Raw genomic sequence first — 19,976 nt, 5'->3', positions numbered from 1 at the left:
CTCGACAAACTCGCAAGATGGGTGTCGTGGCTGCCAATCAATGATGTGCGAAAGCAAATCAATCCGGGATTTCCTGGCGTCTGTCACCCCGATTCGACTTGGTCCGCAAACGAATCCACTCAGCGGCAGACACATTCAGAATCGATCACGGAAAGTAGGCCAGAACCATCCGACCCTCCGTCGACAGAAGTCACCGCGCGCGATGTTGCTGACTGAAACGTGATCATCCCCCAGCGGGATTCCATCTCCGCATATTCCAAATTACCCGTGCCGCTGGCTTCTTTCACACGTGACAGTGCCGTCGCAGGAACCATCTATATCAATACGACCGGAAATCGATGCCTCCCTCCGCGGCGCGGAGTCGACTCAGGCGGAGGGCGAGGTGCGTGTCCAGGCTGCTGGGTGCGCGGCGCCAACTCTCGCCCAGGATGGTGTCGATACGGTCAATACGCTGTCGCACGGTGCTCATGTGGACGTGGAGTGCCGCGGCCGTCCGGGCCAGGTGGCCACCGTTCTCAAAGTAATGCCATGCAGTTTCACACAACTGCGTGTGGCGATCCTGGTCGTACGAGATGAGCGGACCGAGGAAGCGGCCGATCAGGCGGGCCACCCACTTCTGATCTCGCGCCCCCGAAATCGCTCCTGCCAGACCGAGGTCTATAACGTCGGAGGATCCGTGAGATCGGCCCAGTGCTCGCATCGCCGAGACCACTGCGCGCGCCTCGTCGTGCGCGGCTCGCACTGCGGCAACGCCGGACGCTTTCGCACTGCCGACGAGGACGGTCAAGCCTGCGGCTTTCAACGTATCCGCGATCGTTGCGCCTCGTGTGTGCGGTTCGGTGGCCGGGCAGAGCACGCAGATATGTCCGGCATGCACCGCGACAACAGCGGGGATGCTGGCCGTCGCGGTCTTGATCGCCGCGACCGTCGAGCTCTGCTGTACCGAAGCCGTTCCTTCGCACACGTGCACTTCGAGAGCTTCACCCTTGTTGAAGCCGTATGACTGTAGTCGCATTTGTAGCGCAGGCTCGGTGCGTTCGCGCATGTTCATCAGCAGTTCGATCAGTTCGAACTGTTCTCGATTGGACGAGGCCTCCAACGTCCGCTCGAAGAGGTAGGCCGTGGACACGAAGACCGATGCGCGGGAGATGATCTCGCGCCGCCCCCTCCCGTCCTTCACAACGAGAGTCGCGAGATGTTCCTCTCCCGCGGATGCCGCCATGACGAGCAATGGGACGTCACCGGCTGTGACGGGAACTGCACCCTGTTCGCGATGGGAGATCGTCACCGACGTCCGCAGCTCCGGCGTGCACAGCAACCCGTCGGCTGCTACCGCCTGCCCGACAACGAGATTGCCATCGGGATCGTGAATGCTCACCGGTGCGCTGAGGAACTCACCGAGCACGTCGATGATGCTCACCAGGGCGCTGGAGCCGCGCAGGGCGGCCATGAGACGGTCGTCGAGGAGTAGCAGTGACTCCAGTTCGTGCTGGCGGCGCTCCGTTGAGGACACGGTCTGGGACAATGTTGTCCGCAACCCTGTGACCTCTCGCCGGATGCGCAGGTGTTCATAGGCGACACCTGCCTGTGCGGCGAAGTCAACTAGCGCGGCGACCGATCGTTCGGAGAACTCGGAGGGTCGTCGGCACGCAACGAGGAGCGCTGCCACCACCCGGCCGCCAACCCGGATCGGTGCCCCGAGGATCGAACGAACCCCTTCGCCCCGGACGATCGCGTCGATTTCGGGCAGATGGTTCATGTTCGGGTCTGTGAGGTAGTCGCTGGTCTGCACGGGTGCATTCCCCGCGGCGACGGCTCCGAGGATTCCGGTCCCGAGCGGCATGCGGATGGAGCGGTAGGCGGTGGTCTGCACGCCGACGGCCTCTTCGATGCATGTCTCGCCGCGCTCGAGGTCGTTGACGCTGAGATATGCCATGTCGGCATCTAAGAGGGTTCGGGCGCGGCGCAGAATTCCCTGCAGTACCACTCCACGGTCCCGGACGCTGGTGAGGTCCTCCGCGCACTCGCGGAGCGCACGGCGCACGTCGTCCGTCGAGGGAGGGGTGAGCACGGGCGTCGACGGGGGCGCCTGGGGTGGCGCGGCTTCGACTGTCGTCGAAGCATCGCTGGGAATGTGCATTGGTCCTCCGAACCCACCTGTAGCACCTACTGCCATCTTTGCAGGCTAAGTATGTCACTCTGCGCTGTGTTCGTGGCCGAAAAGATCGGCCAGAGTGAGAGACGCCACAAAGTGAAGGAGGTTGCAGTGGTCGATATGAAGGTGCACGTCCTCTCCACCGGCGTTATGGAGACGGACTTGACGTGGTTGCTGCTTCAGGGGGGCCACACGATCCGCGACAGGAACCACAAGAATGACCCCGTGGTGTGGGGAGAATGTCCTACCCATGCCGTACTGATCGATCACCCTGAGGGGAAGATCCTGTGGGATACAGGTGTCCCACGCGACTGGGAGGAGCGGTGGGCGCCGACCGGTTTTCACGATTTCTTTCCGGTGAGCGATCCAGCAGACGGTCCGGGATACCTCGACACGTCGCTCGCGAGCCTCGAGCTCACCCCCGACGATATTGACATCCTGATCTTGTCCCACTTGCACTTCGATCACGCCGCCAATGCGAAAATGTTCACAAGTCCGAAGACACGGATCCTCGCGCAAGCTGACGAGATCGAAGGCGCGCGGGGCATCACCGGGTACTCGCGCGGCGCGCACATCGTCAGCGATTACAAGGGCCTTGATTTGGAGGCGGTCCACGGAGATGCCGAGATCCTTCCCGGCGTGAGCGTGATCCACACTCCCGGTCACACGTGGGGAACCATGTCGTTGCAGCTGGACCTGGAGAACGACGGCACGAAGATCTTCACCTCCGATGCGGTGTACCTCGGCGAAAGCTGGGGACCGCCGGCCACCGGAGCCGCGATCGTCTGGGACAACCTCCGTTGGCTCGAGTCGGTGGACAAGCTGCGCGGTATCGCGGACCGTACCGGGGCGGAAGTCATCTTCGGACACGACGCCGAACAGTTCGAGACACTGCGGCTCGCGCCCGACGGCTACTACAGCTAGACGGGCACATGATTATTTACGATTTCGGCTGCGCGAACGGACACCGTTTCGAGGATGTCCTACCGAGTATGAACTCCGCGGCACCCGACTGCGTCGTGTGCGGCAGCGAGACCCGGCGGCGTCTCTCACAAGTGCGCATCGGCGGAATGGCGAAGGCGGGGCCTAGCCGCGAACAACTGCCGAACACGTGGCGGGCGGTGAGGCAGGGCGACAGGGAGACCGTTGCCCACTGGCACAAGCTCGCTCGTAAGCGGGAGGCACTCGAAGAGCGGTACCCGGAGCTTGCCGGCGACCGCCGCCCGGTTCTCGCTCACGAAGGGATCTTCGCGGACCGCCCCCTCCGCGCCGGCGACGACATCCAGGCATCCGTTGCCAGCGCGCTCGCGACATCCGGCGGCGGTCGCTGCAACAGCCACGCAACACAGAAACCTACTGCAAAGGAGAGTGATTCGGCGTGAAGATCGTCGGAGCCGTACTCGAGGAAATCGGCACGTCGCGGCCGTACGCTGAGTCCCGGCCGATCGGCATCTGGGAGCTCGACCTGGATCCGCCCGGACCCGGAGAGCTTCTGGTCAAGGTCGAAGCCGCGGGGCTGTGCCACTCCGACCTGTCCGTCGTCGACGGCAACCGGGTCCGTCCCGTCCCGATGCTCCTCGGGCACGAGGCCGCGGGGCGGGTCGTCGAGGTCGGGCCGGGAGTGGACGACCTGCGCCCGGGCCAGCGAGTCGTGATGGCGTTCTTGCCGCGATGCGGCGAGTGCGCGAACTGTCGGACCAACGGGAGGCTGCCCTGCACTCCCGGCTCGGCCTCGAACAACGCCGGCGAACTGCTCGGAGGCGGTCACCGACTGCACCGCGACGGTGAGGACGTGCATCATCACTTGGGCGTCTCCGGCTTCGCCGACCATGCGGTCGTCGACCGACGTTCTGTCGTGCCGGTGGATGATGACATTCCACCGCAGATTGCGGCCGTCCTCGGCTGCGCGGTCCTCACCGGGGGCGGCGCCGTCATCAACGCCGGTGATCCGCAGGAGGGCGACACCGTCGTCGTCGTCGGACTCGGTGGTGTCGGCATGGCCGCACTGATCACCGCGGTGTCGCTCGGACGCGGCCCGGTGATCGGCATCGACGGTGTTGCCGAGAAACTCGAGCGCGCCCGTGAGCTGGGCGCGACCGCCGTGTACACACCGCAAGAAGCGATCGAGGCCGACCTCAAGGCACCGATCGTCATCGAAGCGGCGGGAAACGCCCGCGCATTCGAAACTGCGGTGCAGGTTACCGGCATGGGCGGCAAGACGATCACTGTCGGCTTGCCCGCGCCCACCGCAACAGCCACGATCACCCCGCTCGGGATAACCGCGGAAGCGCGCACCATCGTCGGCAGCTACCTCGGATCCGCCGTCCCCGCACGGGACATCCCTATCTTCGCCCAACTGTGGCGTGAGGGAAAACTGCCGGTCGAGGCGCTCATCTCATCGACGATCACGCTCGACGAGATCCACCAGGCGATGGATAACCTCGCTGACGGCACCTCCGTCCGCCAGGTGATCCTGTTCGAGAACGGCGCAAACGCATGACCGCACAGCGCGAGCAGGAACTTCTCGCGACAATACCCACAGGGCTGTTCATCGCCGGCGAATGGCGCGAATCCTCAACCGGTTCACGATTCACGGTGGACGACCCCTCCACTGCCCAGGTATTGGTGGCGGTTGCCGACGCCTCACCGGACGACGCAGCCGCCGCGCTCGCCGCGGCCGCGGCGGCACAGGAGCTCTGGGCGGCGACGCCGCCCCGAGTTCGCGGCGAGTTGCTCCGCAAGGCGTACGAGGCGGTCCTCGCCCGGGTTGACGACTTCGCACTCCTCATCTCCATGGAAATGGGAAAGTCGCTGCCCGAGGCGAAAGGTGAAGTCACCTACGGTGCCGAGTTCCTCCGCTGGTTCAGCGAGGAGGCGGTGCGCATCGACGGTCGCTACACGAAATCACCCGACGGCAATTCACGTCTGCTCGTGCTGAAGAAGCCGGTGGGGCCCTGCCTGCTGATCACACCGTGGAACTTCCCACTCGCCATGGCGACACGCAAGATCGCCCCAGCGCTCGCAGCAGGATGCACGATGGTCGTCAAACCCTCGGAACTCACACCGCTGACAACCTTGCTGTTCACACAGATCCTCGACGAAGTCGGCGTGCCCGCAGGCGTGATCAACGTGATCCCCACGACCCACGCGGGAGCTGCCGCGGGACCGCTGATCGCTGATCCGCGGTTGCGGAAGCTGTCGTTCACAGGCTCGACCGCAGTCGGCCGGACACTGCTCGAACAGGCATCCGCCAACGTGCTGCGCACGTCGATGGAGTTGGGCGGCAACGCACCGTTCCTGGTCTTCGAGGACGCGGACATCGACGCGGCCGTCGAAGGCGCGCTCGCGGCGAAGCTACGCAACACCGGAGAGGCGTGCACCGCGGCCAACCGCTTCTACGTGCACGAGGACGTTGCCGGCGAGTTCGTGCAGCGCCTGGCCGCCCGTTTCGAAGCCAAACGCGTCGGCCGCGGCACCGAGGAAGGTGTGGAGCTGGGTCCGCTGATCGACGAGAAGAGCCGCGGCAAGGTTTCGGCCCTGGTCGACGATGCGGTGAGCCGGGGTGCCAAGGTCGCGACCGGCGGTTCCCCAATTCCGGGGGACGGATGGTTCTACCAGCCGACCATCCTGACCGAGGTACCGAGCGACGCGACGATTCTGTCCACGGAAATCTTCGGCCCTGTAGCACCGGTCGTCACCTTCCGCACGGAGGACGAGGCCGTTGCATTGGCCAACGCCACTCCATTCGGCCTGGTCGCATACGTGTACACACGTGACGCAGGACGCGGGCTCCGCCTCCCCGAGCGTCTGGAAACCGGGATGCTGGGCATGAATTCGGGTGTGATCTCCAACCCCGCCGCGCCCTTCGGCGGAGTGAAGCACTCCGGCGTCGGGCGCGAGGGCGGAAGCGAAGGAATTAACGAATACCTGGAGACGATGTACGTCGGCATCGCTGGAATATGACGTACGCCGAGTAGAGGTGCACGCCCGCAGAGCGCATCTGACGGTGTGTCCCAGTTTGTTCACCCACTGTGTCGCTCGTCCTGGGGCCAGGGATCCTGCGCACCACGGACGGCAACGTAACCCCGACTTAGCAGTGTTTGTCACCTATTTGAAAGGCGAGAGAATCCACGATGAACGTCCACAACAAGCCGAAACTCGAGAGCGAAGCCCCGCCGTCCGGGCTGAAGAAGGTGGTCGGCGCATCCATGGCCGGCACCGTCGTCGAATGGTACGAGTTCTTCCTCTACGGGACCGCGGCGACGCTCGTGTTCAGCAAGGTCTTCTTCGCCGCCGGGGACAACGAACTCGACGCGATCATCGCGGCGTTCGTCACCTACGCCGTCGGCTTCGTCGCCCGGCCCCTCGGCGGCATCGTCTTCGGTCACTTCGGCGACAAGTTCGGCCGCAAGCAACTGCTCCAGTTCAGCCTCCTCCTCGTCGGCGCGGCCACGTTCCTCATGGGCTGCCTGCCCACGTACGGCCAGATCGGGTACTGGGCCCCGGCCCTGCTCGTCACCCTCCGCTTCATCCAGGGATTCGCCGTCGGCGGCGAGTGGGGTGGCGCGGTGCTGCTGGTGGCCGAGCACAGCCCGAACAAGTCCCGCGGCTTCTGGTCGTCGTGGCCGCAGGCCGGCGTGCCTGCCGGCAACCTCGTCGCGACCGTCGTCCTGCTGATCCTGACGACGACGCTGTCCGATGCGGCGTTCCTCAGCTGGGGCTGGCGCGTGGCGTTCTGGCTGTCGGCCGTGATCGTCCTCGTCGGCTACTACATCCGCACGAAGGTCACGGACGCTCCGATCTTCATCCAGGCGCAGAAGGAAGCGGAGCACATCAAGGAGACGTCCTTCAGCGTCTTCGAGGTGCTCAAGCGCTACCCCCGCGGCGTGCTGACGGCGATGGGCCTGCGTTTCGGCGAGAACGTCATGTACTACCTGGTGGTCACGTTCTCGATCACCTACCTCAAGGTGGTCGTCCACACGGACACCGCGCAGATCCTCTGGTGGATGCTGATCGCGCATGCCGTGCACTTCGCGGTGATCCCGCTCGTCGGGCGGCTCTCCGACACCATCGGCCGGCGTCCCGTCTACATGATCGGCGCGCTGACCGCGGGCACGTGGGGCTTCTTCGCCTTCCCGATGATGAACAGCGGGCACAACGCCGTCATCCTCGGAGCGATCATCATCGGCCTGGTGTTCCACGCCTTCATGTACGCCGGCCAGCCGGCGATCATGGCCGAGATGTTCCCGACGCGCATGCGGTACTCGGGTGTCTCCCTCGGCTACCAGGTGACGTCGATCGTGGCCGGTTCGCTGGCGCCGATCATCGCGGCCAGCCTGCTCAGCAAGTACGACTCGTCCGTTCCGATTGCGATCTACCTGGCGATCGCGTGCCTCGTCACAGTCGTCGCCGTCATCGTCGCCCGGGAGACCAAGGGCATCTCGCTCGAATCGATCGACGCGGCGGACGCCCAGATCCTGGCGGACGAGAAGGCTGCCGGCGCGAAGGCGGGAACCCCAGCATGACTGAGCAGAACCAGTCCGGACGCACGGCACTCCTCACGTACGGCGCCAGCCGAGGGGCGGTTGCTTTTGTGAACCCGGGAAAAACCCGACTCGGCCGAGGTCGGCGACTGTCGCACGCACGCATTGCTGACATTCAGAATCACGAAGTATCCGGTTTCGCAACACACGCAACCTACGATCACCGATCCGTCGGTAGCCGCGGCACTCACCTGCTTCAAGAAACTCTCCACATGAGACAAGCTCTTAGTTGGCGGCCCCCCTGTAGTGCGCGAAATCTTCAGTGGAACTCTGTGCGGCCGAAGCAAACAAGTGCGCAATTAGTCCACCCGCACGGATCCACTCGACTTCGATCGCGGTATCGATTCGGGCTCGACCAGTGAGCTCGCGAAGGCCAGTCGTCACGCACCTGATAGTCACATGCACCAAACGGTCGATATCCGGTCCATCGGCAGGGACTGTCGGGATAACGGTTGAACTGGATCTGGCCGACACGCCGAGTTCTCTTGGCGAGAAGGCAAGACGATGACCGAAACACTGGATCCCATGGATCAGTCGAAGATTGACCACCAGACTCGGCGCCCTCCAAGCCGAGCTTCACGCACCGACCGCACTGAAGGACTACGGACTGACCGAGCAAGACATTCCCGAGGCCGTCGAGTTGATCCTGCCCGTCATCCCCCCATCCAACCCCCGCCCGGTCACCGCCGACGATCTGAGTGCCCTGCTCCGCGCCGCCCATGCCGGCAACTCACCGGCCGTCACCGAGCCGGCCAGCACCGTCCCCGGCGATCGCGGCGTCGACGCTCACCCCCACGCGCGGAAGGCGATCCAGTGACCATCGACGAACACAGCGCTCCACCCCGTGGCAGCAACTACCCCCGCTACCGCGAACTGCTCACCCGAACCGACGCGCCACCGGGCTCGTCCTGGGGTCTGTTCGGACCCGACGACCAACTCGGCACGCTGAACTTCCTCCGGCTCGCCGACCTGAGCCGGTCCGCGCACTCCGTGCGAGCCGGGCAAGCGTTCTCACTCGACCTCCGCTCCGACACCATTGCACCCTCCCTGGCGCCGACACGAGAACCACTAATCCATCACATCTTTCAACGGACACCGTTCCACCGCGACGAATGGCTCGACCGCTTCTACACCCAATACGGGTCGCAGCTCGACGGGCTCCGCCACATCGCCCACCCCGACCACGGGTTCTACAACGGCGCCGACGGAGAGACCTTCACACCCGGCACCGAGACACTGAGCATCCACCACCTCACCCACCTCCCCATCGCCGGGCGAGCGATCCTCATCGACGTCGACCGATACCTGGCCGCGAACGGCACACCGATCGACCACACCGCGGGCCAACCGGTCCCGCTCGCCACCATCACCGCCGCCCTGCACGACCAGGACACCGAGATACGCCCCGGCGATATCGTCCTGATCCGGTTCGGCTGGCTCGACCACTACCGCAACCACAGCACACCCGAGTGGCGGGAAAACCTCGTGCACAAGCAGTTCCACACCGGAGTGCTACAAAGCCAGGACGTGGTGGAATGGCTGTGGGATCACCGTGTCGCCATGGTCGCGGCCGACAACTTCGCCTTCGAGTGCTGGCCGGCGCAACCGGGCACGCCGTTCCTCTCCGACGCCGAACAACGCGGAGAAACCGGAGACCCGCACGCAGGCATCATGCACCGCGCCCTCATCGGGCTACTCGGCATGCCCATCGGCGAACTGTGGGACCTCGACCCCCTTGCCGCCGCCTGCAAGCAAGACGGGCGCTACGAATGCCTGATCACCGTCTCGCCCCTCCCGATCGTCGGCGGAGTCGGATCACCGGCCAACGCAACCGCCCTACGCTGACCCCCTCCCGCTAGCCGACGACGCACCGTTTCGTACCACGGCCGGCGAACCGGCTTCTCGCGTAACGATCACACGGAATCGGCCCCTACCGCGGTACCTCCGACAAGGGGAGATAGGACTGCCGCCGTCCCTGGACACCGAATCCACCGCCGACCATCACAAGTACTGGAGATCTGCCAATGCACTCTGTGGCGCAGGACCAAGACGATCCTGTGAACAGCGACGAATGGTCGTGGCGATGGCAGGCCCAATGCCGCTCGATGGACACCCAGTTCTTCTTCACCTACGACGGAGAACCCCGCGGCGCCCGCCTCCGCCGGGAACGCGCCGCGAAACACGTATGCGCTCAATGCCCCGTTCAGCGCGAATGCCGCAGTCACGCAATCGCGGTCGGCGAGCACGGCGTCTGGGGAGGCACGACGGAAAACGACCGACGTCGCCTCTCCCTCTCCTCGGCGCCGAACGACTGCTCGACACCGTCCCGCGAATGCGGTTAGCCACCCACGAACAGCACGTGCACTGAAGCTGCACCCCATGCTGCGGCAAAGCCCGCGCCAAATTCCGGACTCAGTTTTCCCACCGCCGACGCCCAATTCCACAGCAGGAGTACAAGCCGTGACTCTCGTGTCCGAACCCACCACACCGCAGAAGGTCGAGATGCCCGACGAAGAGATCTTCGCCGGGCATCTCGGCGGCAAGCTGTCCGTCGAACTGGCCGCCCCACTCGACCCCCAGCGTGATCTGTCCATCGCCTACACCCCCGGCGTCGCGCAGGTTTCCCGCGCCATCGCCGCCGACGAAACCCTCGCCGATCGATACACCTGGACCAGCCGCCTCGTGGTCGTCGTCAGTGACGGCTCCGCGGTGCTCGGCCTCGGGGACATCGGCCCCCGCGCCTCCCTGCCCGTGATGGAGGGCAAGTCCGCCCTGTTCAAGAACTTCGCCGGACTGAACTCGATCCCGCTGGTCCTCGACACCAAGGACCCCGACGAGATCGTCGAAACCCTGATCCGGCTGCGCCCGAGCTTCGGTGCCGTCAACCTCGAGGACATCTCCGCGCCGCGCTGCTTCGAGATCGAAAAGCGCGTCATCGAGGCCCTGGACTGCCCGGTCATGCACGACGACCAGCACGGCACCGCCATCGTCGTCCTGGCCGCCCTCGAGGGTGCGGTCAAGGTCCAGGACCGCGACCTCCACCAGCTGCGGGTGGTCATCTCCGGTGCCGGCGCCGCCGGCGTCGCCTGCGCGAACATCCTGCTCGCCGCGGGGATCGCCGACGTGACGGTCCTCGACTCCAAGGGCATCGTCTCCGCCGACCGCAAGGACCTGAACGCGGTCAAGGTGGATCTGGCCGCGCGCACCAACCCGGCCGGCCGCCGCGGCGGCACCGCCGAAGCCCTCAATGGGGCGGACGTGTTCCTCGGGGTGTCCGCGGGAACCGTGCCGGAGGAGCTGATCAGGGCGATGGCGAAGGACTCCATCGTGTTCGCGCTGTCGAACCCGGACCCGGAGATCCACCCGGACATCGCCCGCAAGCATGCGGCGATCGTGGCCACCGGACGCTCGGACTTCCCGAACCAGATCAACAATGTGCTTGCCTTCCCCGGGGTGTTCCGGGGTGCGCTCGATGCCGGTGCCCGCCGGATCACCGAAGGTATGAAGCTCGCCGCCGCCGAGGCAATCCTCTCGGTCGTCGGTGACGAGCTGGCTGTAGACAAGATCGTTCCCAGCCCGCTCGATCCTCGCGTCGCCCCCGCTGTCGCGGAGGCAGTCGCCGCCGCTGCTCGCGCAGAAGGCGTCACCGACTAGCGAGAATCTCGTCAACGCACGGCTTCTCAGTCACCCCGACGATGTATGCGGGGCGTGTGTTCAAGCATCCGGCTGACGATTCCGTCACAACGGCAGGAACGCGCACACCAACGGGCAGGGCGAAGTCCACGCTCGGATCGGCCGCAGCGATGCGGCCCGTGACGGCGACCACCTACGGGGTCATCTGTTCCCCGGTGACGAGGAAAATCACCCGGCGCCCGACCACGACGGTGTGGTCACCGAAACGTTCGTAGAAACGCCCCAACAAGGTCACATCGACCGCGGCCGGGATGCTGCCGGTCCAGGCCGGATCCTCGATCAGGGTGAGCAGCCGGCGGTGCAGGTCGTCGAGCTCGTCGTCGCGTCTACCGATCTCGGCGGCCAGTTCGGGATCGTGCGTGCGCAGAACCCGTTCGGCGAGGCCGGCCAACTCGGCCGCCACCCGCCCCATCTGGGAGAGCAATTCCTCCGCCTCACCGGAAGCGACGTGCTCGGGATGACGCCGGCGGACACTTTCGGCCACATGCTGCACCAGCCCGCCCATCCGGCTCAGATCCGCTACCAGGTGCACACCGGTGACCACCTGACGGAGATCACGCGCCACCGGGCCCTGCAACGCCAGCAGCGCCATCGCCAGGTCCTCGCACGGACCGCGCAACTCCTCGATCTGTTCGTTGAGGTCGAACACCCGCTCGGCCAGGGGTAGGTCAGCCAGCACCAGGGCGTCGGTCGCCGCCCGGACCGCATCCCCGGCCAGCCGGCACATCGACGCCAGACGGTCCGTCAGCTCGTCGAGCTGCTCGTGAAACTTCATCCGCATAACCATCATCCTCGTGCACCTGCCGAAGACAACACACCGGGACGTGTCATCTTTCCTGGTCCGACGGCTCGCCCAGGCCGCGATTCTTCCCCGTCCATCCAGGCGATCACATCGAACACCCGCAATGCGGAGATCTCGTCGGGGAGGCCGGCCTCCCCGCGGATCGACTCCAGTCAGTGGTGCAATGCCCAGTCGTCGGACCGCAGCGTCTCCCGGACCGGGTTCAGATGTGCGCGCTCGGTGCCCAGGACCGCACTGACCACCGAAACCGAAGATCGGGTACAGCCGGGGACGTGAACGGGCAATCAGCTTCGTCGCCTTCATACCGGCCGAGCCGATGTCCGAACTTGCTACGACACGATCGTTCGGGAGTCTGCTCGCCGCCGGCGGCATCCCCGGCAACGCCCACAGGGCCGTTTCCAGGTCCCAGACGGGCCACCCAAGGGTCAGCGGGACCGGTTCGTCGACACCAGGTTCCGATCCGGGCCTACCACCGTCAGAAGAGCGTTCAGCGCCTCCGCCTCGGTGTCCAGGATCGCCCCGCACCGCCGTCGGGGGGACCTGCGATCTACGCCAGGTCCGCGCCCGGCAGACGACAAAGTGTCTCATTATCGTGTATTTCGTTGCTGCTGAGGAACTCTCGTTCTCGGCTCCTGAACTAGCAGTAGCAACGCATCACGTCCTCGTCTCCGGCGTTGCTCGGGCATCGACAGCCACGACCGATGATCCGGATCGGCCAACGCCTCGGCCAGGGCTCGGACTCCGCCGCGATCACTTCCCCTCATCCGTGCCCGATCGGCCATGGGGTTCTCGATGGCGCACGCCAACACCACGGCATCGTCGAGATGACGCCCCCGATCGCGGGGATCCTCGAGATAGGCCGCGCCCTTGAGCACCAACGCCCCCAGGACGTCGGGCACACTCAACTTGATTGACACCCCATCGATCTCGATCAGGCAGTCCACCGTCTTACGCAACGCGGACGTGCCCGCAGGAACGGCGAACACCTCACGTCCCGACACCCTCGGCCGAAACCGGGGTGCCAGGTGATCGGCGACCATCACATCGACCTGCTCGACACCACCCGAACGTACAAACCGGTGCACCCGCCCCCTCACCGGCATCTGCAACTCGTATCCGAGCTGCTCGAGCCGGGCGCGGACACCACCGAACGTCGCCGCACCGGTCTCCATATGCAAAATCATGTCGACATCGACCGTCGCCCGGGTCAACGGCACACCCGCGCGCACCGCATGAAGCTGAACCATCAACCCACCGATCAACGTCCACTGCTCGGACGGAATCACCCGAGCGATCTCGGCGGCCTGCGGCCACGGCGGCCCCCACCCGCCGACCGGTGCCTGCACCGTCCACTCCGGCCGCTCACCGGAAATCATCGAGCAACTCCCCCAGCACCCGCGCCCCGGCGCTGCGCTCCCGGGTGTCGAGCGACTCCATCAAATCCACCGCAACCGCCGCCACCGGCAACGTCGTCGTCGTGAAAAACCGGTCCAACCCAGTGACCACCCTCAACGTCACCTCCCCCTCAACGTCCGCCACCAAACCGAAGGCATCGATCACCCCGGCGAGGTCGTCGCCGACCACATACCCGTCCACCGCACCACCACCCCTTCCCGACAAACCGAACCGGCCCACCACCCCCGGAACATGGGTCAGCGCACTGACACCGGTGGCCGCCACGTACCCGCCGGTGACAAGAGTGTTCAGATCATCACCCCATCCCCGCATCCGGTGCACCCGCGCGCGCCGGCGGGCAAGAAACGCCACCTCAGTCGCGCTCGCCCGCCGCAGCCGATGCCTCAACCGGGTCGCCTGCGACGGCGAAATCCAATCCACCCCCACACCAGACAACATCGCCAACCCCGCCCACGCCACCTCCCCATTCCACGGCCGACCCCGCTGACGATCAGCCTGCGCCACACGATGCACCGACCCCGCATCCAACAACAACGCCCTCCCCACCTCCCGCGTCACCACCAGCTCCCCCGCCCGCGCGAGACGAGTGACCTGCCGACCGGACACGCCCAGCTCGGCAGCTGCGGCCGACACCGACATCTCACCCATACACATATAGTCGCACCCGCGACCATATAACGCAAAAGATGCACCTCAAACCTGGTAGGAGCCGGTGGTCGGGTCTCCAGAACCGCTAGTGACCGGTCAGGGGCGATCGGGACGCGTTCGGTCGGCCGATACGCCTGCATCGTCGTTGTCCGACGAGTTCGAACCGCGTCGCCGCAGGACGCTGCGTGACCATCAGCCACTCACGCGGGGAGATCTTGGCGGGAGCGGCGTCTCGTGGGATGCGCGCCCCGGTCGTGGTCACCGGCTCGTGGCTGCTGCTTCCAGGATGGCCTTCAGACGAGAGAGGTCCTTGTTGTTGGCTCGACGCATGGCACGGGACATCACCGGCGCCCCAATCCGTGAGAATCCTGACGGTTCACCGCGGTTGCGCAGCACCATTTTCGTGGTCTCGTTTGGTGCGTCCGTCCACTCGTAGGTGGTTTCCATCGGGAACGGACCTTCGGCAGTGCGCATCACGAAGCGCTGGTCCGGTACCAGTTCGACGACCTCATAGGTATAGATCAGGCGGCGACCGAGGAATTCTGCGATGAAGGCGACGCGAGAGCCGATTTTTGCCGGTCTCGACGACTTCCACTGCACCTCTTTGATATTCGTGTACCACGCGGTCGCATTGTCGGGATTCGACGCATAGTCGGCGACCTCGTGCCGTGGCCGCGCGATGATGATCTCGGTCTCGACGACCACTCCTGTCATACTTGGCCTCCTCCGTTCCGGAGCTGCCCGGCCGCGGGATGGGTTTGCAAAAGTCCGAGCCGAATGCGTCCGATGAGCTCGAACACCCAACATTAACCGGCGGTGGTATCGCAACGTGATTGACAGACTCAACCGGTGGACGCGGTTCGTACCCGAGATCTCAGTCGCTGGTGTGCGGGCTCCCGCACGAAGATCACGACGGTACTCGTCAGCGACGTGTCGCCCGGGAGGTCAGGTGTGCGCGGTGCAGGGCCTTCCAATTCGCAGTCTGCGCGGCGGCTGGGCGCCACCAAGGGTGAACATCGCCGGGCAGACCAGCGAGGCTGGTCCTCTCCAGCATCGCCCCGACCGCGATACCGGTGGCCGGCCCGGCACCGCTGAGGATTCGGGCGCCGACCAGGACCGCCAGTGTGCGGCGCTGCTGCGGGATCTGCTGCGGACTCATCGATCACCTCGGAAGTTTCGGGGGTGGGCCCGCACAGGCGCGGCCGGGTTGGGCTCAGGCCAGGGAGTCGACCGGCAGGGCCGCCAGGCGCCACTCGAGCATGCCGTCGGCCAGCCGCGCGGCGCGGCGGCCGTGGTCGGTCAGCAACCGGACCGCATCGTGCGCGAGCACGCAGTACGCGCCGCGGCAGTAGGCGACGATCTCCTGGTCTTCGGGCAGGTCCGCGAGACGATCGGCCAACTCGTCCCACGGAACCGACACCGCGCCCGGGATGTGCCCGGCCTCGTATTCCTCGCGGGGACGCACGTCGAGGACCGTCACTTTCCCGAACCGGGCCCGCTCGAACAGCTGGTCCCGGCTGACCTGGTCGGTGTCCGGACCTGGCTGGGCTGGCTCGCCCCGACCGACCGGCCGCTGATCATTGTCCGCGACCCCGATCAGGACGTGAACGAGATCGTGTGGCAGGGCGTGAAAATCGGGTACGACAACCTGATCGGCGAACTCGACGGTGGCCTCCCCGCCTGGACCGCCGCCGAACTCGAGGTGGCCGCCACGGCACTGACCGACCCCAACGGGGTCGAGGGCGTTCGGGTCGAACACCCGCTCGGCAAGGGACAGGTCCGCCAGCACCAAGGCGTCGGTCGCCGCCCCTGGCGGCCTCCCCGGCCAGGTGACACATCAACGCCAGACGGTCCGTCAGCTCGTCGAGCTGCTCGTGAAACTTCATCCGCACGCATCATCCTCGTCCGCCTGCCGAAGACAACACCGGGATATGTCACCTTTCCCGGTCAGAAGGCTCCCCCGAGGAGCCATCAGCTCGGTCGGTCTATCCAGGAACTAATGCCGGGCAAGATCAATAGTCTGATCGTCCGGCTCGTCTGATGTTTGGGTGGACAGCGGATCCCCCCGCCTTAAGTTGCGGTCCTGCTGCTCGTACTGCATCCGCAAACGCGCAATCTCGGGGTCCAACAGTTCGTCTTCAGCGTCTCTGAATAGACCAAGCGCCTCACCGAGGAGGTCGACTTCTCCAGTCATGTGGGCAAGCTCGACAGCTACATCCGCCAGAGTACGGATATTTTGTCCGTCAACATCATGATTTGCAACGAGCTTCCGCGCCTTATTCAACGCGTCTTGCAGTATCGCTTCGCGGTCTTCTATCCGGAGCGAATTGTCCGCTCGGGCTCGGGCAAGCAACATCTTCACTTCGTAACGATCGATAATCATGTCTTTTGCAAATACCGCACGGGCCGACTTTATGGTTTGGGCAGCTTCACCTAGGTGGCCCGAGTCCAAGAACTTCTTTACCAATCTACGCCGGGGTATCCGCTCCGCCGGGAGTACGGATATCACCCGTCGGAGCAAATCGACCTGGTCGGTATCCGAGTTGAGCTTTGCGATACCCCAGTCCTGCGCACATATCGCTCTTGCAGTTTCAATCTCCATGTGCACACCAGGATTCAGTCCCTCGATAATTCGAACCAAAAGATCGTACAACTCATCATCGCGCGCGAACTTATATGAGGAAATTATGTGTGCGACTACGTCGTGACGGACGCACCATCCATACAAACCCTTGTCGCGACTGACATCAAATTCTTCGACTATGCCGTCGAGCTTCACCAGCATTGCTTCGAGTTGGCCAGCGTCTATATCGAGACAACGCAGTACGAGTTGACGGTGGACCCGCGCACCCATTGCTTGAAGAGCAGCAACATGCCTGTAGACATCTTGTTCAGCCTGCTCAAGCTCTGCGTATTCGTGCAAGAGAATATAATCAAGCTCATCATTCCCGAAGATATTCTTCAAACATACAAACATCTCTGCGCTACATCTGTCCCTCAAGCGTTCTAGTCGTTGCCTATCGCTCAGAAGCAGAAAAGCGGGATCGACTAATTCGTGAATTCTCGGTTGCGATGCAACCAGGTTGATTAGGTTGACGAGATCTGCTTCCTTCAGACGTGAGAGCCACACAGTCGTACCCCGTTTGAAAAAGGCGCTCGATTTTTGACGACTTCGCCATAATCCGGAGTTCGCTGTGAGCACCAGCCGCAAATGCGGCCGATCCAGTCTCCCGAGCTTGGACGCAAGCGCGTTGACCGCTGACATCTGGGTAGTGCAATCGTCAATTAGGAGAAACCCTTGACGGTTGGATCCCCGCAGATTCTCGTCCACAGTCAACCACCCCTCTACGTCGAGGGGGAACTGCATGTTGGCTTCCCAGCATAGGAATCCATCTTGCGCGCGTTTATGTAGGATTCTTCGAGCAAAGGTCGTCTTACCAACTCCAGCGACTCCAGCGAAAACTGTGAAGAAACCCTTCGCCGAGTCCTGGGCCTTGAAGGCTCGGATTTCATCGGATCTCTCTGCCGTGAAACCCGACTTTATATCTGAGTATGTAGCAGCGGCACCATTGAAGAGGCGGACAGGATTACTGGGGAGCGTGGAGGCGTGCGACACGTCTACGCATGCCGTTGCCAGCCTGGTGGGCAAAACACCATTGATTGGGCTTGTGGATGATGCGACGAGCGGATCCGGCGAATCAAGGCTCAATTTGTATACGAATTCCTCTAGCGAGGCGAAGCACACACGGATCCCCGACTGCTCCATGAGCATCGCGCGGTCGTCGTCACGTTCGAACGATAGAACGTACACCCGGCCGCTCGTGCCGCTGCTTATCGCTTTTTTCGCTGCGTCTTTTGCCATCTGCCGGAGGTGGGCATCTTTGAGAGATTGCCCGATTACAAGAGTGTCCGCTGTTACGAGATCGAACGATAGAGACCTAAAAACTGCTTCTCGATAGTCTGCAACCGCATCGTAATCCCGTTCGGTCAGAATCATTCGAGCCTGGTGACCAGTCGATATATCTTGGGTTATGCATCCGTGAATTTTGTACAACGTCGGGACATCGTCTCGTTTTCCAGCAAAGTCAAAGTTCGACCTTACGATATTGAGTTCAATCCCAGAATTTCGGTAACTCATTTCTATTAGGCGGTCGAAATTTGTCGAGTATATATTGCGCCATCGAAACTTCGGGAGTGCGAGAAGGGCGTTGCTGGGTGACAAGTGTCCCAAGATCGCTTGGATTTCTGCTACGAGAGATGCACGGTCCTGTCGCGCTTCCCAAATTCCGCAGACCTCTTGTAGGTCCGTGGTGTCGGGCTTCGGGTTCATCCGAGACAATAAGAGTGAGGACAACTGGGCGCCACTCGGAGCGCCCGACGTGATCGCCGCCCCTGCACCCAGGAGCAAGACTGCTCTTTCTGGCCGGATCTGATGCACAAGGTCGTCTAGTGTGATCATCTTGCCCTCTCTCAATCTGTCCGTCGTACCATACGGTCTCTTATGCGGATTCGAGGAGAGCATGACCCGAATGCATTCACGTGGCGTACAAGTTCGCGGCAGTCAGAGTTGCTCGAAGGGACATCTTTCATCCCCGGGCAAGGCGGACTGGAGTCTCAAGCGTGTGGCTGTCGGCTATTCGATCGACAACGCGGTGTCGCGCCAGGTCCACCCCGCAGTGCGCCGCGATCGTGCGTAACCCCGGTGTCCGGGACCCGGGCACCCCGAGCCAGACGCGGAGCACTTCCTTGACTTCGTTCACGTTGACCTACCGAAACGCCATGCCCGTCCGCCTTCGCGACCGGGGATACCGACACGACGATCAAACGAGCGATCCGACGGGACTCCGGCGCGACGCGCCGGGTGGTCCCACAACTGGCAATCCCAGTGGTCCCATGAAGGTGGCAAGAATCAGGTCAGGACGGTCCCATGCTCATGGCAGGCGACAGGGTTCCTGCACGGAGCACACCGACGTCCCGAACGACATCGAGTCGATGGCTCGCAAACGAACCCAGAGAGCGACTGCGGCGGCGCTGAGGGACTCCTCGACGTTCTCTCATACTGCAACTATTCAGTTGCTCCAAAGGTCGCGCCGCAGAGTAGCTGAGACGGGCCGGACGTAGTGTCAAACACGACCTGACCAGTGAGAATCCAGTTTCCTGAAGGGTTGCGAAGACTGAAGATTGTGCTTACCTTCGATGGCGCGCCGGGACATCCTCGGCGCCGGATGCGGGCTACCGCACCTTTAGCCCGAAGGAGTCGCATGACCCTGATCGTCGCCCGGAAGCACGGAGACAAGATCTCCGCCGTCGCCGACACAAAAATAACCGTCCACCCGACTCGGGAGGCGGGATCCCGGCGGTCCCTTCGCGAGTACGACGCACCGGTTCTGAAAATGGCGATTGTCCGCTCCGACCTCCTGGTCGGGGTCGCCGGGGACGCCCCACCAGAAGCGTTAACTGCGGCCGCGAAGCATTGGCACAAGGGACCGGCTGAGGATGTCCTCGAGGCGCTCAAGAACTACACCACCAGCAACGACAATGGGTTCGTGGTCGCCGCCCTTTCCCCGGCACGCCTCTGGAAAGTCGCCAACGGAGTCGTCTACGAGCGGACCGCACGGGGCGAGACTTGGGAAGGGACTCACAGCCGTACGAGACCTTCATGGAACTCTACGCCGAGTGGCCGGACACTTGCCCCGTCGACCTCCGCCTCCTGAGCTCC

The 19,976-nt window shown here is 63.9% G+C and carries 19 protein-coding genes and 1 pseudogene; 10 read left to right on the top strand and 10 right to left on the bottom strand.

What is annotated here, in order from left to right; translation table 11 throughout:
* Window positions 1-319: 319 nt before the first annotated feature.
* The gene (locus CJ177_RS43705; RefSeq protein WP_179443454.1) at window positions 320-2,140 is read right to left on the bottom strand and encodes a GAF domain-containing protein; all 1,821 of its coding nucleotides are present in this window, start codon (window positions 2,138-2,140) and stop codon (window positions 320-322) included.
* Between the two features lie 72 nt (window positions 2,141-2,212).
* Between CJ177_RS43705 and CJ177_RS43700 the strand changes: the two genes are divergently transcribed.
* The 9 genes from CJ177_RS43700 to CJ177_RS43665 all read left to right on the top strand — a co-directional run bounded on the left by CJ177_RS43700 (window position 2,213) and on the right by CJ177_RS43665 (window position 11,352).
* The gene (locus tag CJ177_RS43700) at window positions 2,213-3,079 is read left to right on the top strand and encodes an N-acyl homoserine lactonase family protein (RefSeq protein WP_218835195.1); all 867 of its coding nucleotides are present in this window, start codon (window positions 2,213-2,215) and stop codon (window positions 3,077-3,079) included.
* 68 nt (window positions 3,080-3,147) lie between these two features.
* Window positions 3,148-3,537 (top strand): zinc ribbon domain-containing protein, encoded by a 390-nt coding sequence (locus CJ177_RS43695; RefSeq protein ID WP_179443453.1) that lies wholly within the window; start codon window positions 3,148-3,150, stop codon window positions 3,535-3,537.
* Window positions 3,534-4,655: an alcohol dehydrogenase catalytic domain-containing protein gene (locus tag CJ177_RS43690; protein WP_095870839.1), complete on the top strand. Its 1,122-nt coding sequence runs from the start codon at window positions 3,534-3,536 to the stop codon at window positions 4,653-4,655. The genes CJ177_RS43695 and CJ177_RS43690 overlap by 4 nt, the downstream gene beginning before the upstream one ends.
* Entirely contained in the window at window positions 4,652-6,118 is a 1,467-nt protein-coding gene (locus CJ177_RS43685; protein WP_095870838.1) for an NAD-dependent succinate-semialdehyde dehydrogenase, read from the top strand. The genes CJ177_RS43690 and CJ177_RS43685 overlap by 4 nt, the downstream gene beginning before the upstream one ends.
* Before the next feature lie 170 nt (window positions 6,119-6,288).
* Complete coding sequence (locus CJ177_RS43680) at window positions 6,289-7,680, top strand: MFS transporter (RefSeq protein WP_095870837.1); 1,392 nt, start codon at window positions 6,289-6,291, stop codon at window positions 7,678-7,680.
* A 559-nt stretch (window positions 7,681-8,239) separates the two neighbouring features.
* Window positions 8,240-8,515: a hypothetical protein gene (locus CJ177_RS47810; RefSeq protein WP_179443452.1), complete on the top strand. Its 276-nt coding sequence runs from the start codon at window positions 8,240-8,242 to the stop codon at window positions 8,513-8,515.
* Window positions 8,512-9,543, top strand: coding sequence for a cyclase family protein (locus CJ177_RS43675; RefSeq protein WP_179443451.1), 1,032 nt, complete (start codon window positions 8,512-8,514; stop codon window positions 9,541-9,543). Before CJ177_RS47810 ends, CJ177_RS43675 begins: the two co-directional genes overlap by 4 nt.
* A 179-nt stretch (window positions 9,544-9,722) precedes the next feature.
* The gene (locus tag CJ177_RS43670) at window positions 9,723-10,040 is read left to right on the top strand and encodes a WhiB family transcriptional regulator (protein WP_095870835.1); all 318 of its coding nucleotides are present in this window, start codon (window positions 9,723-9,725) and stop codon (window positions 10,038-10,040) included.
* 118 nt (window positions 10,041-10,158) lie between these two features.
* Window positions 10,159-11,352 (top strand): NADP-dependent malic enzyme, encoded by a 1,194-nt coding sequence (locus CJ177_RS43665; protein WP_095870834.1) that lies wholly within the window; start codon window positions 10,159-10,161, stop codon window positions 11,350-11,352.
* A 172-nt stretch (window positions 11,353-11,524) separates the two neighbouring features.
* Here the strand turns inward: CJ177_RS43665 and phoU are convergent, their stop codons facing one another.
* From phoU to CJ177_RS43620, 9 genes and pseudogenes are all read right to left on the bottom strand, one after another.
* Window positions 11,525-12,172, bottom strand: coding sequence for a phosphate signaling complex protein PhoU (gene phoU / locus CJ177_RS43660; protein ID WP_095870833.1), 648 nt, complete (start codon window positions 12,170-12,172; stop codon window positions 11,525-11,527).
* Between the two features lie 5 nt (window positions 12,173-12,177).
* Window positions 12,178-12,306, bottom strand: a complete 129-nt coding sequence (locus CJ177_RS48975; RefSeq protein WP_257015043.1) for a hypothetical protein — start codon at window positions 12,304-12,306, stop codon at window positions 12,178-12,180.
* A 474-nt stretch (window positions 12,307-12,780) separates the two neighbouring features.
* The gene (locus CJ177_RS43655; RefSeq protein ID WP_257015008.1) at window positions 12,781-13,569 is read right to left on the bottom strand and encodes a hypothetical protein; all 789 of its coding nucleotides are present in this window, start codon (window positions 13,567-13,569) and stop codon (window positions 12,781-12,783) included.
* The gene (locus tag CJ177_RS43650; protein ID WP_095870831.1) at window positions 13,556-14,257 is read right to left on the bottom strand and encodes a hypothetical protein; all 702 of its coding nucleotides are present in this window, start codon (window positions 14,255-14,257) and stop codon (window positions 13,556-13,558) included. Before CJ177_RS43650 ends, CJ177_RS43655 begins: the two co-directional genes overlap by 14 nt.
* Window positions 14,258-14,515: 258 nt before the next feature.
* Window positions 14,516-14,971 carry an SRPBCC family protein gene (locus CJ177_RS43645; protein ID WP_095870830.1) on the bottom strand — a complete coding sequence of 152 codons (456 nt, stop codon included), beginning with the start codon at window positions 14,969-14,971 and terminating at the stop codon, window positions 14,516-14,518.
* 208 nt (window positions 14,972-15,179) lie between these two features.
* Entirely contained in the window at window positions 15,180-15,416 is a 237-nt protein-coding gene (locus CJ177_RS49265) for a hypothetical protein (protein WP_095870829.1), read from the bottom strand.
* Between the two features lie 54 nt (window positions 15,417-15,470).
* On the bottom strand, window positions 15,471-16,016 hold the full coding sequence (locus tag CJ177_RS49650) for a rhodanese-like domain-containing protein (protein ID WP_373560094.1): 546 nt from the start codon (window positions 16,014-16,016) through the stop codon (window positions 15,471-15,473).
* Window positions 16,002-16,149: pseudogene (locus CJ177_RS43625) on the bottom strand (phosphate transport system regulatory protein PhoU); the annotation flags it as partial. The pseudogene CJ177_RS43625 and the gene CJ177_RS49650, both read right to left, overlap by 15 nt.
* Window positions 16,150-16,253: 104 nt before the next feature.
* Window positions 16,254-18,587, bottom strand: coding sequence for an SIR2 family protein (locus tag CJ177_RS43620; RefSeq protein ID WP_257015042.1), 2,334 nt, complete (start codon window positions 18,585-18,587; stop codon window positions 16,254-16,256).
* Between the two features lie 931 nt (window positions 18,588-19,518).
* On the opposite strand from CJ177_RS43620, the gene CJ177_RS47145 reads away from it, so the two are divergent.
* On the top strand, window positions 19,519-19,971 hold the full coding sequence (locus CJ177_RS47145; RefSeq protein ID WP_143548815.1) for a hypothetical protein: 453 nt from the start codon (window positions 19,519-19,521) through the stop codon (window positions 19,969-19,971).
* Window positions 19,972-19,976: the final 5 nt, after the last annotated feature.

It is taken from the genome of Rhodococcus sp. ACPA1 (assembly GCF_002300195.1).
Lineage (GTDB): Bacteria > Actinomycetota > Actinomycetes > Mycobacteriales > Mycobacteriaceae > Rhodococcus_F > Rhodococcus_F opacus.
Note: the sequence above shows the minus strand (reverse complement) of the source record. Positions and strands in the feature narration are given on the sequence as shown.

What these genes read in the sequence shown, in the direction of transcription:
- CJ177_RS43705 (WP_179443454.1), bottom strand. Translation starts at nt 2,140, where the DNA reads ATGCACATTCCCAGCGATGCTTCGACGACAGTCGAAGCCGCGCCACCC.
- CJ177_RS43695 (WP_179443453.1), top strand. Translation starts at nt 3,148, where the DNA reads ATGAACTCCGCGGCACCCGACTGCGTCGTGTGCGGCAGCGAGACCCGG.
- CJ177_RS43685 (WP_095870838.1), top strand. Translation starts at nt 4,652, where the DNA reads ATGACCGCACAGCGCGAGCAGGAACTTCTCGCGACAATACCCACAGGG.
- CJ177_RS43680 (WP_095870837.1), top strand. Translation starts at nt 6,289, where the DNA reads ATGAACGTCCACAACAAGCCGAAACTCGAGAGCGAAGCCCCGCCGTCC.
- CJ177_RS43670 (WP_095870835.1), top strand. Translation starts at nt 9,723, where the DNA reads ATGCACTCTGTGGCGCAGGACCAAGACGATCCTGTGAACAGCGACGAA.
- phoU (WP_095870833.1), bottom strand. Translation starts at nt 12,172, where the DNA reads ATGCGGATGAAGTTTCACGAGCAGCTCGACGAGCTGACGGACCGTCTG.
- CJ177_RS43655 (WP_257015008.1), bottom strand. Translation starts at nt 13,569, where the DNA reads ATGATTTCCGGTGAGCGGCCGGAGTGGACGGTGCAGGCACCGGTCGGC.
- CJ177_RS43650 (WP_095870831.1), bottom strand. Translation starts at nt 14,257, where the DNA reads ATGGGTGAGATGTCGGTGTCGGCCGCAGCTGCCGAGCTGGGCGTGTCC.
- CJ177_RS43645 (WP_095870830.1), bottom strand. Translation starts at nt 14,971, where the DNA reads ATGACAGGAGTGGTCGTCGAGACCGAGATCATCATCGCGCGGCCACGG.
- CJ177_RS49265 (WP_095870829.1), bottom strand. Translation starts at nt 15,416, where the DNA reads ATGAGTCCGCAGCAGATCCCGCAGCAGCGCCGCACACTGGCGGTCCTG.
- CJ177_RS43620 (WP_257015042.1), bottom strand. Translation starts at nt 18,587, where the DNA reads ATGAACCCGAAGCCCGACACCACGGACCTACAAGAGGTCTGCGGAATT.
- CJ177_RS47145 (WP_143548815.1), top strand. Translation starts at nt 19,519, where the DNA reads ATGACCCTGATCGTCGCCCGGAAGCACGGAGACAAGATCTCCGCCGTC.